We start from the raw sequence: 14,857 nt of genomic DNA, 5'->3' as shown, positions 1-14,857 counted from the left end.
CGACTGAGCGTCAGTTGCGCGCGGACCTGCGCCAAGTTGCCCCGATTGACGCAGCCGTGCTGGTTCGACGATTCATGATTAAGCGACATCGCGCTCGATTTCTGCTTTCTGTCATGCATTTCACTTGACCGCAGCCGTGCTCGATTTGAAGATCATTGCCGGGGTTTGAATCATGTTGGTGCAGGCTAGTCAGGGTCAATCCGGCTCCGCACATGTCGTTGTGCTGGGCAACGAGAAGGGTGGTTCGGGCAAGTCGACCACCGCCCTGCATATCGCCGTCGCGCTCATGAAGGCCGGACAGCGCGTCGCCAGCATCGATCTCGACTGCCGCCAGCAAAGCTTCACCCGCTATATCGGCAATCGCCGGGCCTGGGCACGGCGCACCGGACTCGACCTCGAACTCCCCACGCACCACTGCATCAGGTACGGCGAGACGATGCAGATCGAGGAGAACGAGAACGCCGAGTTCCAGCAGTTCATGGAAGCGGTGAGCGCGGTGGAACGCGCCTATGATTTCATCGTCATCGATACCCCGGGCTCGGACAGCTACCTGATGCGGCTCGCGCATTCGATGGCCGACACGCTGGTGACGCCGATCAACGACAGCTTCCTCGATTTCGACGTGCTGGGCACCGTCGATCCCGCGACCTATTCGGTGACCGGCGAGAGCCATTACGCGGAGATGGTGCGCGACGTCAGACGCAAGCGCCGCCAGCTCGACGGCGCCTCGACCGACTGGATCGTGGTGCGCAACCGGCTGTCGATGCTCGGCTCGCGCAACAAGCAGCTGGTCGCCGACGGCTTGAAGCAGCTGTCGCTGCGGCTCGGGTTCCGAGCGGTCGACGGCTTTGCCGAGCGGGTGGTCTATCGCGAATTCTTCCCGCGCGGGCTGACCGCGCTCGACGACATCGACGAGGCGACGCTCGGCACCCGCCCGAGCCTTGGGCACGTCACCGCGCGCGAGGAGGTGACGAGCCTGCTGCGCCAGCTCAAGCTGCCGCTCGACGAGCGCGGCCGCCGCCGGGCCGCCAACCGGGCCGAATGGTTCAGCCAGGTCGACAAGCCGCTCGAAGTCGACGACATCATCGGCAGCTAGCCGTCGTGAATTCATAGGGTCCGCTTCCAGGATCGCTCGCGCGAGAGGCGCGTGGCCAAAATATCGAAAACAACCCCATGCAAAGCAGCCGGTGGTGGCCAGCGTTCGACCAGGCTACTTGACACGTCGGGCAACTCACCGGTATTTTTCCAATATTCCGAAATTGCGCGCTCGTCCCGAGCGCTGATTGTGCGGGCCCTTGATGCACGGAACTGTTCCCCTGTAAGCCTCCACCCTAGAAGCCGGAGGGAGCGGTCCCGATCGTGAGCAGCAGTGCGTTGACGGCGATCGAGCTGGGGTGTCGGGGCGCCGTCGTCGGCCTGTCGTTGCTGATCGCAGCCGTGCTGCTGCGCGACCGCCGCGACACGTCGGCGCGTCTTGGCGTCGCTCTGTTGGTTGCGGTGGCGGCCTCCGCGATCTCGGATACGCCGGGATTTCCTCGGCCTTGGCCGTATTGGGCCCTGATCCTGCTGGCGTTGTCGAGCAGCGGGGCGGTCCTGTTCTGGTTCTGGGCGCGCGCGACGTTCGATGACGATTTCGAGCTCCGGCCCTGGCACGGCGCCGTGCTGGCCGCCGTCGTCGGCACGCAATTGTTCGACGTCTGGCCGACACGCGGCGAGCGCAGGGGCGATCTCGATCAAACCATGGCATTTATCTATCTCGGCCTCGCTGTGCTGGCGGCGGCGCAGACGCTCGCGACATGGCGGGCGGACCTGATGGCGGGACGGCGGCGGTTACGGGTACTCGTTCTGCTCGGCGCGGTGGCCTGGAGCGTCGCGGTTTTCTTCCACCAGGTTTGGCCGGCCTCGGTTGCCGGTCTCTCTGTCTGGAACGTTGCCAGCCCGGTTGTGACGTGCCTGCTGCTTGGGCTCACCGCATGGAGCCGGTTTCGGGCGGCCGAAATGCAGCAAGCCTCCGGAGCGCTGCCTGCCGCGCGTCACATTCCGGGCAATATCAATGACGCGCCGCCTGCACCGGAGGACAGGCCGCTCGCGGTCGACCCGGGACTGCTGCGCCGGTTGCAGCAACTGATGACCGTGCAACGCGCCTATCGGCGCGAGGGATTGACGATCGGCTCGCTGTCCGCCGAGCTCGGCGTTCAGGAGTATCGGTTGCGGCAGTTGATCAACGAGGGCTTGGGGTACCGCAATTTCAATGCCTTCCTCAATCACTACCGGCTCGAGGACGCCAGGAGCGCCCTGGCCGATCCCACCCAGAAGCAAGTGCCTGTGCTGACCATCGCCATGGACGCCGGCTTCCAATCGATCGGCCCGTTCAACCGGGCCTTCAGGGCGGCAACCGACCTGACGCCGACCGAATTCAGGCGGCTTGCACTGGCAGGGTACGCGCGCGCTTCGCTCAAACCGGGTGACGACCAAGCAATCGGCCAGCCGGACTGAGGATTCGGCCAGCCGAGTTCTGAATCCGGCAAGCGCTTGCCGAAAATTTCGGACAGTTTCTCCGAGCGATCGGTTCGGGTGGTCGCAAAGCCGGAGGATCGAATGGAACGGCGCCAGTTTATTTCGCTTCTCGGGGGGGCCGCGTTGGCACCGCTCGCCACATCGCCGGTGCGCGCGGACCCATCCGACGGCTGTGGTGTTCCGGTTGGTCGGGACGACGGCTGGTCCATAGCCTCCGTGACCGAGGACAAGCTCATCGACCGCCCTGCGCTGTGCAGCATGGCCGATCGGCTCGCCGCCTCGAGCGAGGCCAACTTCCATTCCGTGCTGGCCGTCCGCGGCGGCAGGCTGGTGTTCGAGCGGTACTTCAAGGGGGCCGATGAGGTACCCGGCCGCTTTTACGGCAGCCGGGTCGAAGACGTGACGTTCAATGCCGATACGTTGCACAATTTGAAGTCGGTCTCGAAGAGCGTTGCGTCGCTCGCCGTCGGGATCGCGATCGACCGCGGGCTGATACGCAGCATCAACGAGCCGATCCTCAGCTTCTTCCCCGAATTGTCCGACCTGCGATCCTCCGGAAAGGACCGCATCCAGCTCGTGCACGCCCTCACCATGTCGATGGGATTGAGGTGGGTGGAGGCAACACCCGCGACCGGAGACGACAACGACGAGGTGCGCATGCATCTGGCGCCGGATGCGTGCCGTTACGTCCTCGGTCTTCCGGCAACGGCCGCGCCGGGCGAAACGTTCTTCTACAACACCGGCGCGCTCGCGCTGGTGTCGGCCATCGTCCGCAAGGCGACCGGACATCCGCTCGACGAATTTGCGCGCACCGCGTTGTTCGAGCCTTTTGGGCATCACGGCGTTCGAATGGAGCCGGTTCAAAGGGGATAGCGACGCCGGTGGCGGATTGCGCCTGCGCCCGCGCGACATGGCAAAGATCGGCCAGCTTGTCCTCGCGGGCGGCCGCTGGAACGGCCGCCAGATCGTCCCAAAGGCATGGATCGAGAGCTCGACGGCAGCGAAGCTCAAGACGACGGACAACCAGTCGTATGGATACCTCTGGTGGCTCGGCCGCTCCCAGTTCAACGGGCGTGCCATCCAGTGGGTTGGCGCGCTGGGGCGCGGCGGGCAGTCGATCCGCATCGTCCCGGAGCTCGACCTCGTCGTCGTGGTGACTGCGGGATACTATCAAGACTACAGCCCGCAAGCGTTCAAAGCGCAGTATGGCGTCTTCAGGGACGTCTTGCGGGCGATCTCGCCTCCGGCCTGAGACCGGAGGCGCTAGCTCGACGTCAGCACCGTCATCCTGAACGGCCCGGAATTGGCCGCCGCGTGCGTGACTGCATCGTTGGCGTGATCGAGATCGAAGGTCGTGATCTCGAACTGATCGAGCCGCAGCAGCCCGGCACGGGCCAGATTGACGAGGCCGAATGCGGCTTCCGGCGGATACATCCAGACGCCGTGAATGCTGATGCATTGGCGCATGATCCAGGGGTAGGGCAGGTCGAGCCCCGGTCCGCCCAGCATCCCGACGCCGCCCATCAGCACGACCCGGCCATAGGGACGCACCGACATGATCGCGGCGCGCACGGTCGGGGTCGTCACCGATGGCGGCATCAGGTCGAGCATGCAGTCGATCGGACCGGGCGCGGCGCGCCGCATCCGCTCGCGATCGTCGTCCTCGTTGCCGCTGAGCGTCACGGTGCGCACGCGCGGTCCGAACCTGCGGACCAGATCGGACAGCACCTTTTCGTTGCGGCCGGGGGCGACCACGCAGGCCGCGCCCATTGCGAGCGCGACCGCGACCGCGGCGCTGCCGAAATTGCCGGTCGCGCCGCTCACCAGCACGGTCTCGCCCGGCTGCAGGCGCGCCGCCAGGAATCCGCCATAGGGCACGAGGCAGGTGCCGAGCGCGCACCATGACGGCGCATCGGCCGGATCGATCGCGCCAATCCGCTTGGCGTTCTCGGTCGGCACCAGCGTCTGCTCCGCAAACGTGCCGTGACGGAAATGCCGCTGCAGGCGCAGCCCGCCTTCGCCGCGCGCGCTCCAGCCCTGCAAGGTGATGTCCGGCGAGATGCTGTCGTCGCGCGAGCGGAAGGTCGGATCGCAGTACACCCAATCGCCGGCGGCGAGGTGGGTCGCGTCCGGCCCGACCGCGCGAACCCGTCCGATGGCGCCGAGTCCCGGAACGGCCGGCAACTCGAGCAGGTAGTTGCGCGCGCCGCTGAAGACCTCGTTGGCGCAGGACAGCACGCGCGTCGCGACCACGTCGACGAGGACTTCACCCGTGCCCATCACCGGTGCGGGGATCTCCTCGATCGCGAGCGGCGAGCCGAACGATTTCAGGATTGCTGCTTTCATCTGGTCGTGTCTCTGGTTGAGACCGGGATGATCAGCGCGCTCGCTGCGGCCAACAAGACCTGGTATTATCCTAGGATTATCAGACCCCCTCAGGAGGCCCGGTGATGGCCAGTCCGCGGCAAAGCGAGCTTGGAGATTTCCTGCGATCGCGTCGGCAGAAGCTCACGCCAAAACTGGTCGGCATCCCGGCCGGGCGGCGTCGACGGACGCCCGGCCTGCGCCGCGAGGAGGTGGCCGAACTCGCCGGCATCGGGGTCGACTGGTATGTGCGCCTCGAGCAGGGCCGCTCGGTGAGCCCGTCAACGGCGACGATCGATGCGCTGGCGCGAGCCCTGCGGCTGAGCAAGGCCGAGCACACGCATTTGCGCGCGCTCGCCAAGGACGGAGACCGGCGGCTGTTCGTGCCGGAGACCGTCCCGCCGGAGATCCGGCGCGCGGTCGAAGGCCTGAACCTGCCGGCCTATGTGACGGGACGGCGATGGGACGTGCTGGCGTGGAATGCTGCGGCCGAGGACATCTTCGCGTTCGGCCGGCTGCCCGAGGGCGAGCGCAACACCCTGATCTGCGTGCTGACCAATCCCGAGACCCGTGGGCTGTTCGGCGCCGGCTGGGCCGTGGAGGCGCAGAGAATGGTGGCGCAGTTCCGCAGGACACACGACCTCTGGGCTGGCGATCCCGCCTTCGTCGACCTGCTGGCCAGGCTCCGCCAGGGCTGTCCCGAATTCGACGCCTGGTGGGGAACCCATGACGTCGGCAGCAGCGTCGCCGGACGGAAGGTGCTCAGACACCCCAAGCGCGGCCGGCTCAGTTTTGAGTACGCCAGCTTCCAGGCCAACGACGATCCGGGCCTGAAGCTGAGCATTTACACCGAAATCGGTTGAATTCCGTGTTTTTCCGGAGGTTTTCGTCACAGCACGGCCAAAAAGCCGGAACAAAGGAGCCGGCATCCGGTTTCCCTAAACATCTGTCCAAAGCTCGAGCGGAACTTTGGCAATGCAACGTCTTAGGGTAACAGGAGTGCACGAGCCGTCGCGTGGGTCCTGTGCACCTGCACAAACTATAGGTGCGGCGCACAACGTTATGCCACTGAAGCCACAACATTTGGACTTCCTGTCACGGCGCTGTGACATATATTCTTAAAACGAGGCCGAAGAGCCTCCGGCCAAAAATCGCCTGTAAAAGGCGGGCACCTCGAGGACGTCATGAAGCGTGGAATTCTCGTTCTGCTTTCGCTCTCCGTGGTGATCACGGGCGCTTACTTTACTGCGAGCAAGTGGGCCATCCGTCACGAAACCCTCATGTTCAAGGATCCGACGCGCGATGAGCGGCCGGTCGCGGTCGACGTTGCCGTGCGCTTCGACAAGGAGATGCAGGCCGACGCTGGCATGATCACGCTGCCGGTTGCGATCCTCAATCATGGCAATACCGTCAAATTCACCGAATATTCCTTCCTCGCGAACGTGTTCGCGGCGCGCGGCTATCTGACCATCAGCATTCAGAACGACCTGCCGTCGGACGGACCGATGGTGACCAAGGTCGGCGAGCTCTATGTCGGACGGCTACCGCAGTATCAGCGCGGCATCACCAACATCAAATTCGCGATCGAGGAGATGAAGAAGCGTCAGCCGAACGCGGACTACAGCAAGCTGACGATGGTCGGCCATTCCAATGGCGGCGACATCGCGATGTATTTCGCCAAGCAGTATCCGGACGAGATCAAGAAGGTCGTCACGCTGGATAATCTGCGCGTGCCGTTCATGACCGACGGCAAGTTCAAGATTCTGTCGTTCCGCTCGCATGATCAGCAGTTCAAGCCCGATCCCGGCGTGGTGCCGGACGAGGAGCAGTGCGAGAAGGCCGGCATCACCGTCGTGAACACCAACTTCCAGCACAACGACATGCGCGACACCGGACCCGAGAAGGCCAAGGACTCGATCCAGGCCATGCTCGATAAATTCCTGGCCGATACCGACAGCGCTGTCGCGCCGGTCGACACCAGGAATGCGCCGCCGAAGATCCTGGAGCCCGGTCCGGTCTCCCTCTACGTGCCGGTCGAGAAGCCCTCTCAGACGTTCACCGAGAAGCTCAGGAAGTCGCTCTCGCTGACCAGGACCGAGACCAAGAAGGATCCGTCGATCACGAATTGACGGAGCTGCCCGGGATCCAGCCGGGCCGGTCACGTTGACCAATCCGACACGGCGGCCCACATAGTGTTTGCTGTACGAGGCAAGCGCTGATGGCCGGCAAGACGATCAAACCGACATCCGGAGGCGACGTACGTCGGGCCGATACGCCCGACGTACCGACGTCGAGCGCGAACGACATCGCCGCGTTCGTGGCGAAGGCGCGCGCGATGTCGCCGCATCGCGCCGGCGCGCGCGGCAGGCTGGTGTTCGCGCTCGATGCCACGATGAGCCGCCAGCCGACCTGGGACATGGCGTGCACGCTGCAGGCGGACATGTTCCGCGAAGCCGGCGCTCTCGGCAGCCTCGATATCCGCCTGGTCTATTATCGCGGCTTCCATGAGTGCCGGGCCACGGGCTGGATCTCCGACAGCGCGCAGCTCGCGCGGTTGATGAGCAAGATCGATTGCCAGGGCGGCAATACCCAGATCGCCAAGGTGCTGTCGGAGACGCGCCGCGAGGCGGTCGCCTCCGGCGTGCGTGCGCTGGTGTTCGTCGGCGACGCGATGGAGGAGAGCGCCGACGAGCTCTGCGCCAAGGCCGGCGAGCTCGGCCTGCTCAAGGTTCCGGTCTTCATGTTCCAGGAGGGCGCGGATGCAACTGCCGAGCAGACGTTTCGCGAGATCGCGCGGCTGACCGGCGGCGCATGGTGCAGGTTCGATCCCGGCGCGGCCGCGCAGCTCCGCGAGTTGCTGCGTGCCGCCGCGGCCTACGCGGCCGGCGGCCGCGAGGCGCTGCTGCAATTGGCGAAGACCACGAGCGGCGCGGCGCGGCTGATCGGCCAGATGAAATAGCGCGGCGACGCGTCAGGCTTTGCCCGACGTCGCGACTTTGGCAATTGTGCCGAGCAGCGTCGACATGTTGGCCGTGACCTGCCTGGTCGCTTCCGCAATGCCGTGCCGTTCCGCGAGCCAGGCCGGATCGTTGTAGGAGAGCCAGCAGTCGCCGGCCTCGTCCTGCCAGACCAGCGCCTTGAGCGGCAGATCGATCCCGATCGTCTGCGCCGCCTGCATCAGGGGCGTGCCGCCCTTGGCATTGCCGAAGACGAAGAGTTCGGTCGGGCGGAGCGCAAGACCGGCGGCGGCGGCACCCGCGGCATGATCGATCTGGGCAAACAGTGTCAGGCCGCTCGCCTGAAGTTCGGCCTTGAGCCGGTCGGCGGTTTCCTTCGGTCCGACATTGCTGCGCAGGCTGATCAGTCCGTCACTCGCCATCAAGTTTCCTTCGGTGCGGTTGCCGCAAGTTACCCAATCGCGGAAAGCAGCGCCACGCGGGTGCGCTTCACGCTCCGGTGAGATGAAGCTTTGCATGCTTTTTGCTTCGGGGCCGCTTATATTCCGCGCATGCCAACCCTGATCGCCGGCATCGTTGCCGTTGTCGTCCTTTATTCCGCGCTGCAGATGTTCCGTGCGGCCAATCCCGCCGTGCTCGCGCGCGCGATCAAGATCGGGGGCGGGGTGCTCGCGCTTGCGGTTGCGGCCTTCACCGGCGTGCGGGGCGAACTGGCGGTCGCCATTCCGCTCGGCATTTTCGGCGCCGGACTGCTCGGCTGGTCGCCGTTCGGAACGACCGGCCTTCCCAATTTCGGCGGCATGTTCGGCGGTGCGCGCACGCGGGGACAAAGCTCGCGGGTGCGCTCGCAATATCTCGATATGAGCCTCGATCACGGCAGCGGCGTGCTCACGGGACGGATCGTGGCCGGACCGCAGGCCGGCCGCATGCTCGACGAGTTCGACCTGTCGCAGCTGCTGGCGATGGTTCCGAGCTTCGACGCCGAAAGCGTCGCGCTACTTGAAAGCTATCTGGACCGCCGCTTTCCCGCCTGGCGTCAGGACGCACAGGGCGACCGGGCAGGGGGGCAGGGCCGCGCGGCGGCGGGCGGCAAAATGACGAACGAGGAGGCCTACCAGATCCTTGGCCTGCAGCCGGGAGCGTCGCGTGACGATATCGGCCGGGCTCACCGCAGCCTGATGAAGAAACTCCATCCCGACCAGGGGGGCTCGACGTACCTCGCTGCCCGTGTGAACGAGGCCAAGGATACTCTGCTTCGCACGCATCTCTGAACTCCGGCTACGCAACTGACGCCACGGCCGAGAGCTGTCTTCCGCTTCTGATTGATGCGCCCCGTCTGGCCCGCCGCTGTCCGGCGTGGCCGATCGTTCTTTCGGAAAAACTTAACCGTAAAATCTTGACGAGAAGTTTCATGGTTGCGCTGAGCGCGGCCATTCGTTCTCGCGGCCGCAGGCAAAAGCAAAAAGGGCCGGCGCTTGCGGCGCCGGCCCTTTGCGATCAGCAGATGCATGGACCGGAAAAGTGCGAAGCGGTTTTCCGATCAGACCATGCTCAGATAACAAGGCTGAAGCGCGCTTCAGCGTCGATCAGTTGCGAACGGTGATGCAGGAGATCTCGGCGCGCTTCAGCGTCTTGCAGGCCGCTTCGGCCTGATCGCGCTCCAGACCGGCAAAGCGGGCGCGATAGAGCTTGCGATTGTCCTTGGCGACGACCTCGGTGAAAGGATCCGCCTTGCTCAGCAGGCCGCGGGCCGAGCTGCGCGCGAGATCGATGCGCTTGTTGGCCTCGCCCTCGGACTCCAGCGCGCCGACCTGGATGATCCAGCCGGTGTGCGCGGCGCCCGGCTTGACCGCGCTGGTCTGCGGGGCGGCCTGCAGGCTGCGGGTGGGTTCGGTCGATGCCACGGCCTGCGGCGCCGCAGGAGCGGGCGCATGGACGGCCGAAGCCGGCAGCACGCCGAGGATGCCGTTGCCGGTGCCGAAATTGGCCGGCTGCGGCGGCATTTCGGGGCGGCCGGTCTCGGCGGCCCGCGCCATCATGGCATTCGAGGTCTCGGGGATCTCGCCACGCGAGGGGATCGTGCTGGTGATCGGGGGCGCCGACTGCGCCGGGCCGGCGGCGGCGAGCTTGATCTGGCCTGCCTTGACCTGCACGGTCTTCACCTTGACCGGCTTCATCGGTTCAGCCGAGCCCGGGATCGCGGCGAGCTGCTGGGTCTGGATCACGCCTGAGGTGAGCGGCGCCGGCTCGGGCTTGGCCTGCGGCTCCGGCTTTGCCGGGGGCGGCGGCAGCGCGGCGGCGGCCGCAGCGATCAGCGAAGGCTTGCTGGCCGGGCGCGGCGCCTGCATCGCGGCAGCCGCGGCGGGCTCCGATGCCGTAACCGGCGAGCTGTCCGCCGCTGCGCGCGCATTGTCGGCATCGGCAACCTCGACATTGGCTTCGGCCGGGTTGCGCTCGGTGATCGCTGCAGCGGTGCGGGTGGTGGCGCCCCTGCCGATGTTCTCGGCCAGCAGGTTGCGCATGATGGCGTCGCGGGAGCCGCCGCTGCGGCCGCCGAGCACTACGCCGACCAGGAAGCGATTGCCGCGGTGGATCGAGGTCACGAGGTTGAAGCCGGAGGCGCGGGTGTAGCCGGTCTTGATGCCGTCGACGCCCTCGACGCTGCCGAGCAGCCGATTGTGACCGGTGATGGTGTGGCCGCGGAAATTGAACGCCGTCGTCGAGAAGTAGCGATAGTAGCGCGGGAAGCGATCCTGGATGGCGCGGCCGAGGGTCGATTGATCGCGCGCCGTGGTGACCTGCTCGTCGTTGGGCAGGCCGGAGGCGTTGCGATAGACGGTCCGGCTCATGCCGAGCGCACGGGCCTTGCGGGTCATCATCCGCGCGAAGTCCTCTTCGCTGCCGCCGATCGCCTCGGCGATCACGACTGCGGCGTCATTGGCGGAGCGGGTGACGAGGCCCTTGATGGCGTCTTCGACCCTGATGGTCTGGCCGGGCCGCAGGCCGAGCTTGGTCGGGTCCTGTTCGGAGGCGTGCTCGGACACCGGCATTTCGGTGTCGAGCTTCATCCTCCCGGAATCGAGGCGCTCGAACAGCAGATAGAGCGTCATGATCTTGGTGAGCGAGGCGGGGTGGCGCAGGCCGTCCGGGCTGTTGGATGTCAGCACCGAACCGGTATTGCCGTCGACGATGATCGATGCGAATTGCGGGCTGTAGCTTTCGCGCGCTTCCTCGCTGTGGTGGTGACGAGCGACATGGCGACGGTGACGGCGCGCCTCGGCGCTGTCGCTGGTGATCAGGATCGCCGTCGTGACGGTTACGAGCCCAAGAACGCCAACTCGCAGCGCCCGCGAGGAGGCAAAGGTTGTACGAAGCATCTACTTCCCCGTCCCAATTTCTATCTAGATCACCGGCTCGTGAGGCGAAATTGTGCCCGGCGGCCATCGATCCTTGCCTGCGCAACAGACCACTTCGGGCAGAACCATCGGCCCGCGTGGCGGCTCAGGTCGCTCTTCTAGCTAAGGTGTTGTTCACAAACAGCTTTCGAGGCTGCCTGTCGGAAGGCGAACAAAGTCCGGGAATCAAGTTAGGCGGCCCGAGTTTCCAAAAGATTAAGCAACCGTTGCGTAGTCCCCCGGGCTTTATCGCAAATGCTGCAGATTCGCTCTGTGTGATCGGTGCGTGATTGTGCGTTGCACAATATTCGTTGACTCTATTGTGCGATGCGGTATTCTAATCAAGTCAGGGGGCCGGGAGCTTCCCGGCAATGGGAATTTGCGCCTTCAAGTCTGGGAAAAGGAATTCCAACCTATGGTCAAGATCGAAGACATTCAGAACTACGGCAAAGAGCACTTCGAGTCGGTCACTGCGTCTGCGAACAACCTGCAGAGCGGCGTCCAGGCGATCGCCACCGCCTATGGCGATTATGCCAAGAAGTCCTTCGAGGACACCAAGTCGTTCGTCGAGAAGCTGTCGGGCGTGAAGTCGCTGGACAAGGCGCTCGAGGCGCAGACCGAGTACCTGCGCTCGTCCTACGAGACCTTCGTTGCGGAATCGCAGAAGATCGCCGGCCTGTACAGCGACTGCGCCAAGCAGACCTTCAAGCCCTATGAGGGCCTGGTCTCCAAGTTCGCGCCCGCTGCTCAGTAAGCGCCGCCGACCAAGGCAATGAGCCAAACGAAAAGCCCGGCCGCTTCGGCCGGGCTTTTTTGTTGGGTCCGAAGCGGGCGGTTATTTCGCCAGCCGCAGCTTGCTCAGGGCCGTTCCGATCGTGTTGAACGTCGTCAGGATCTGGGTCGAGCTCGTCAGCATGAAGAACTTGTCGGGGCTGCTGGCGCAGTTCTTCAGCACGGTCGAGGTCGGATCGGCGGGCGAGCTGGTGTTCACCTGGATCGTGTAGATGGTGAACATCGGTGCGCCGTTGGAATCCTTCGCCGCCTGCAGGTTCTGGCACTGCAGCGCCTGCCTGGCATCGATCGGATTGCCGGAGGCCTGCGAGCTGCCGTCACCGTAGACCGGCCAGCGGTCCTCGGTGTTCAGACCGTCGGACAGCAGGATGATGACCCGGTTGTAGGTCGTGTTGGAGTCCTCTGCCGGCGTGTCCAGCGGGCCGCCCACCAGCAGCGACTGCCACGCCCAGGCCAGGCCGACCGACTGGTTGGTACCACCGGTCGGCTGCATGGCGTTGACCGCCGTCTTGAGCGCGCTCCAGTCGTAGCTGAGCGGAATGATCGGCTCCAGCGGTGTCGAGACAGCGCTGTTGCAGTAGTACGTGCTGTTCTCGTAGTACTCGTTGGCCGGGAACATCGTCGTCACATCGGACGTCGCCGGCAGCACGCCGCTCGCATCGTTCGGCTGCGTACGGTCGGTGATGCAGCCGGTCCAATTGCCGATCGGATTGGTGGATGCCTGCTGCCAGTTGTTCTGGACCGTCGGGGTCTGATTGGTCGAGGTCCACTTGTTGCTGGTCCAGCCCACCACGGCGCTCACGCGAGGCTGCATCAAGTTGTGAGTAAGGTCGTTGGGGCCCGGCTGGGTCCAGTCGTGGGTGTACAGATTGCCGGTGCACGACTTGGAGCTACCGCTGCCGGAGCAACTGCAGCCTGACACAGCGCCGCCGGTGGAGTCCGTAGGACAAGCGCAGGACGACGACCCCGAGCAAAATACGCCGGTGCCTGCCGCCGTGCTCACCCAGCAGCCGTTGTAACGCGAGTGGGAATTGTAGTCGACACTCGGGCAAATGTAGCCCGAATACGTTCCGCTTGACGGGATGTATGTGGTGTTCGACGTGCTGGTCGGGTTCTTCACGCAGGTAAAGCCGCCGTTGCTGTTGGTCCAGGGGCATCGTGCACCTGGTCCCACCGCATGCCAGTTCATGGGCAGCGTCGCCTGCAAGCTCGGGCTGCCCGTTCCCATGCTGCCGTTGTTGGGCTGCGTGGTCGGCGGATTGAGCCAGTCGGTCCAGTCGATCCAGTTCTTGGTGAGATTGCTGGTGCCGACATTGACGACCTTGGCGAACGGGATGACGGAGATGTAGACGTCGCCGTTGTTCTTGCTCAGCGCGCTGAGCTGGTCGATCAGGCCGCCGGTTCCCGCCACCGCGTTGCGCAACGCCGTGATCTTGCCGTCCTGGGCCATCGATCCGGTGTTATCGAGCGCGAGCGCGACGCGCATCTTGACGTTGCCCCAGGTGGTCGTCGTCGAGGCGCCGAAATTCAGCGTGGTCGGCGCGTTGCCGCCACCAGGAAGGAGCCTCACGAGTTGCATAAAATCATATTTGATGTAGCCGGACCCGGTCAGGAGAATGGTCGCCGCAGAGTTGGTGGTCGGGGTCGTGTAGGTGGCCGAGACGGAAACGCCTTGGCCGTCCTTGTTGGTGTAGAGGGCGCTGAAATAGCTCTGTGCCTTGCTTGGGATCTGCGCGGCCGTGATGCTGCCCATGGTCAGGTCCTTGGACAGCATCAGCGCCGTCGAATCGAGCGCCGACTGCATCGCGGTGCGGGCGTTGCTGGCGCGCGTGTAGTCGACTGCAGCGCCCACGAAGAGGAGCACCGGAATCGCCGCGAGCGTGAAGATCACCGCGATATTGCCGTCGGTTGCCCGGGAAAATCGGCGGGCAGCCGCGCGGCCGCGATTGAAAATGGCTGAACCAAGCATGGCGCTCTCATCGAAATGGATTGCGCGGCCATCTCGACGTGCACGGCTAAACAGATGGTGAATCGGGCCAGGGAAACCCGGCAGGTGGCCCGGCGGACGGATCAAAAGCAGGGCAAAAGTGTGCGCTATCCTGAATGTCCTCTAAATTGGGTGCCCTGATCCTTTGTCAAAGCGGGCAGAAATGATTAACCTTCCAAGGGTTGCCGCGCCGGGAGTCGGACCGGTGGACCGCGACGGGTCTGCGCTTGCGGCAGGGCCTCGCGAGGCCCATATTCGGGAGGTCGATCCGGCCGCCGGATCGGACCGGGAGCGGCAATCTGGAAAGCATTGCTGGGGTTCCGCGATTGGTCTTGCGGCAATCGCGACCACCTTCCAATTGCCATCCGGTTTCCCGCCGGCCTCCCATGGGGAATTCGAACGCCTGAGCCATGTTGCGATCCACGTTGACAGCCCTGATCTCCGAGCCGGTTTTGTCCATGCCGGCGGTGCCCGCCGTGCCGGCGCCGAAAATGAGCAATGATGACAACCGCAATGGTACGGGCAGCGGCCCGTCGACCTCGGTCATCACCAAGGTCAAGCCGAAGACCAAGCGTCCGAACCTGTATCGCGTCCTGATCCTGAACGACGATTACACGCCGATGGAATTCGTCGTTCACGTGCTGGAACGATTTTTCAACAAGGACGCCGAAGCGGCGACCAAGATCATGCTGCACGTCCACCATCACGGGATCGGCGAGTGCGGCGTGTTTACCTACGAGATCGCCGAGACCAAGGTGACGCAAGTCATGGACTTCGCGCGAAAGCACCAGCATCCACTGCAATGTGTGATGGAAAAGAAATAGTTCGCGGGAACGGTTGACCCG

14 protein-coding genes are annotated in these 14,857 nt (G+C 64.7%); 10 read left to right on the top strand and 4 right to left on the bottom strand.

What is annotated here, in order from left to right:
* Positions 1–172: 172 nt before the first annotated feature.
* The 4 genes from ACVILL_RS35135 (at position 173) to ACVILL_RS35120 (ending at position 3,769) form a co-directional block, all read left to right on the top strand.
* On the top strand, positions 173–1,096 hold the full coding sequence (locus ACVILL_RS35135; RefSeq protein ID WP_456733232.1) for a division plane positioning ATPase MipZ: 924 nt from the start codon (positions 173–175) through the stop codon (positions 1,094–1,096).
* A 278-nt stretch (positions 1,097–1,374) separates the two neighbouring features.
* Positions 1,375–2,496, top strand: coding sequence for a helix-turn-helix domain-containing protein (locus ACVILL_RS35130; protein ID WP_456733231.1), 1,122 nt, complete (start codon positions 1,375–1,377; stop codon positions 2,494–2,496).
* Between the two features lie 102 nt (positions 2,497–2,598).
* Positions 2,599–3,390 (top strand): serine hydrolase domain-containing protein, encoded by a 792-nt coding sequence (locus tag ACVILL_RS35125; RefSeq protein WP_456733230.1) that lies wholly within the window; start codon positions 2,599–2,601, stop codon positions 3,388–3,390.
* Positions 3,347–3,769, top strand: a complete 423-nt coding sequence (locus ACVILL_RS35120; RefSeq protein WP_456733229.1) for a serine hydrolase — start codon at positions 3,347–3,349, stop codon at positions 3,767–3,769. The genes ACVILL_RS35125 and ACVILL_RS35120 overlap by 44 nt, the downstream gene beginning before the upstream one ends.
* Before the next feature lie 11 nt (positions 3,770–3,780).
* Here the strand turns inward: ACVILL_RS35120 and ACVILL_RS35115 are convergent, their stop codons facing one another.
* Positions 3,781–4,863, bottom strand: a complete 1,083-nt coding sequence (locus ACVILL_RS35115) for an alcohol dehydrogenase catalytic domain-containing protein (protein WP_456733228.1) — start codon at positions 4,861–4,863, stop codon at positions 3,781–3,783.
* A 104-nt stretch (positions 4,864–4,967) separates the two neighbouring features.
* Between ACVILL_RS35115 and ACVILL_RS35110 the strand changes: the two genes are divergently transcribed.
* From ACVILL_RS35110 to ACVILL_RS35100, 3 genes are all read left to right on the top strand, one after another.
* On the top strand, positions 4,968–5,744 hold the full coding sequence (locus ACVILL_RS35110; protein WP_456733227.1) for a helix-turn-helix transcriptional regulator: 777 nt from the start codon (positions 4,968–4,970) through the stop codon (positions 5,742–5,744).
* 321 nt (positions 5,745–6,065) lie between these two features.
* A complete protein-coding gene (locus tag ACVILL_RS35105) occupies positions 6,066–7,010 on the top strand; it encodes an alpha/beta hydrolase (RefSeq protein ID WP_456733226.1) in 945 nt (314 codons plus the stop codon).
* An 89-nt stretch (positions 7,011–7,099) separates the two neighbouring features.
* Positions 7,100–7,840: a VWA domain-containing protein gene (locus tag ACVILL_RS35100; RefSeq protein WP_456733225.1), complete on the top strand. Its 741-nt coding sequence runs from the start codon at positions 7,100–7,102 to the stop codon at positions 7,838–7,840.
* A gap of 12 nt (positions 7,841–7,852) precedes the next feature.
* Here the strand turns inward: ACVILL_RS35100 and ACVILL_RS35095 are convergent, their stop codons facing one another.
* The gene (locus tag ACVILL_RS35095; RefSeq protein WP_456733224.1) at positions 7,853–8,260 is read right to left on the bottom strand and encodes a DUF302 domain-containing protein; all 408 of its coding nucleotides are present in this window, start codon (positions 8,258–8,260) and stop codon (positions 7,853–7,855) included.
* 129 nt (positions 8,261–8,389) lie between these two features.
* Here ACVILL_RS35095 and ACVILL_RS35090 point away from each other — a divergent pair, with 129 nt between their 5' ends.
* Entirely contained in the window at positions 8,390–9,109 is a 720-nt protein-coding gene (locus ACVILL_RS35090) for a DnaJ domain-containing protein (RefSeq protein WP_456733223.1), read from the top strand.
* Positions 9,110–9,424: 315 nt separating this feature from the next.
* Here ACVILL_RS35090 and ACVILL_RS35085 read toward each other — a convergent pair whose 3' ends face one another.
* Positions 9,425–11,215: a serine hydrolase gene (locus ACVILL_RS35085; protein WP_456733222.1), complete on the bottom strand. Its 1,791-nt coding sequence runs from the start codon at positions 11,213–11,215 to the stop codon at positions 9,425–9,427.
* Positions 11,216–11,648: 433 nt separating this feature from the next.
* Between ACVILL_RS35085 and ACVILL_RS35080 the strand changes: the two genes are divergently transcribed.
* On the top strand, positions 11,649–11,987 hold the full coding sequence (locus ACVILL_RS35080) for a phasin family protein (protein ID WP_016844841.1): 339 nt from the start codon (positions 11,649–11,651) through the stop codon (positions 11,985–11,987).
* 81 nt (positions 11,988–12,068) lie between these two features.
* Here the strand turns inward: ACVILL_RS35080 and ACVILL_RS35075 are convergent, their stop codons facing one another.
* A complete protein-coding gene (locus ACVILL_RS35075) occupies positions 12,069–13,994 on the bottom strand; it encodes a pilus assembly protein TadG-related protein (protein WP_456733221.1) in 1,926 nt (641 codons plus the stop codon).
* A 509-nt stretch (positions 13,995–14,503) separates the two neighbouring features.
* Between ACVILL_RS35075 and clpS the strand changes: the two genes are divergently transcribed.
* Positions 14,504–14,836: an ATP-dependent Clp protease adapter ClpS gene (gene clpS, locus ACVILL_RS35070; protein ID WP_026192863.1), complete on the top strand. Its 333-nt coding sequence runs from the start codon at positions 14,504–14,506 to the stop codon at positions 14,834–14,836.
* Positions 14,837–14,857: the final 21 nt, after the last annotated feature.

Source organism: Bradyrhizobium sp. USDA 3364, assembly GCF_054056355.1.
This window is presented reverse-complemented; position numbering and strand designations above follow the sequence as displayed.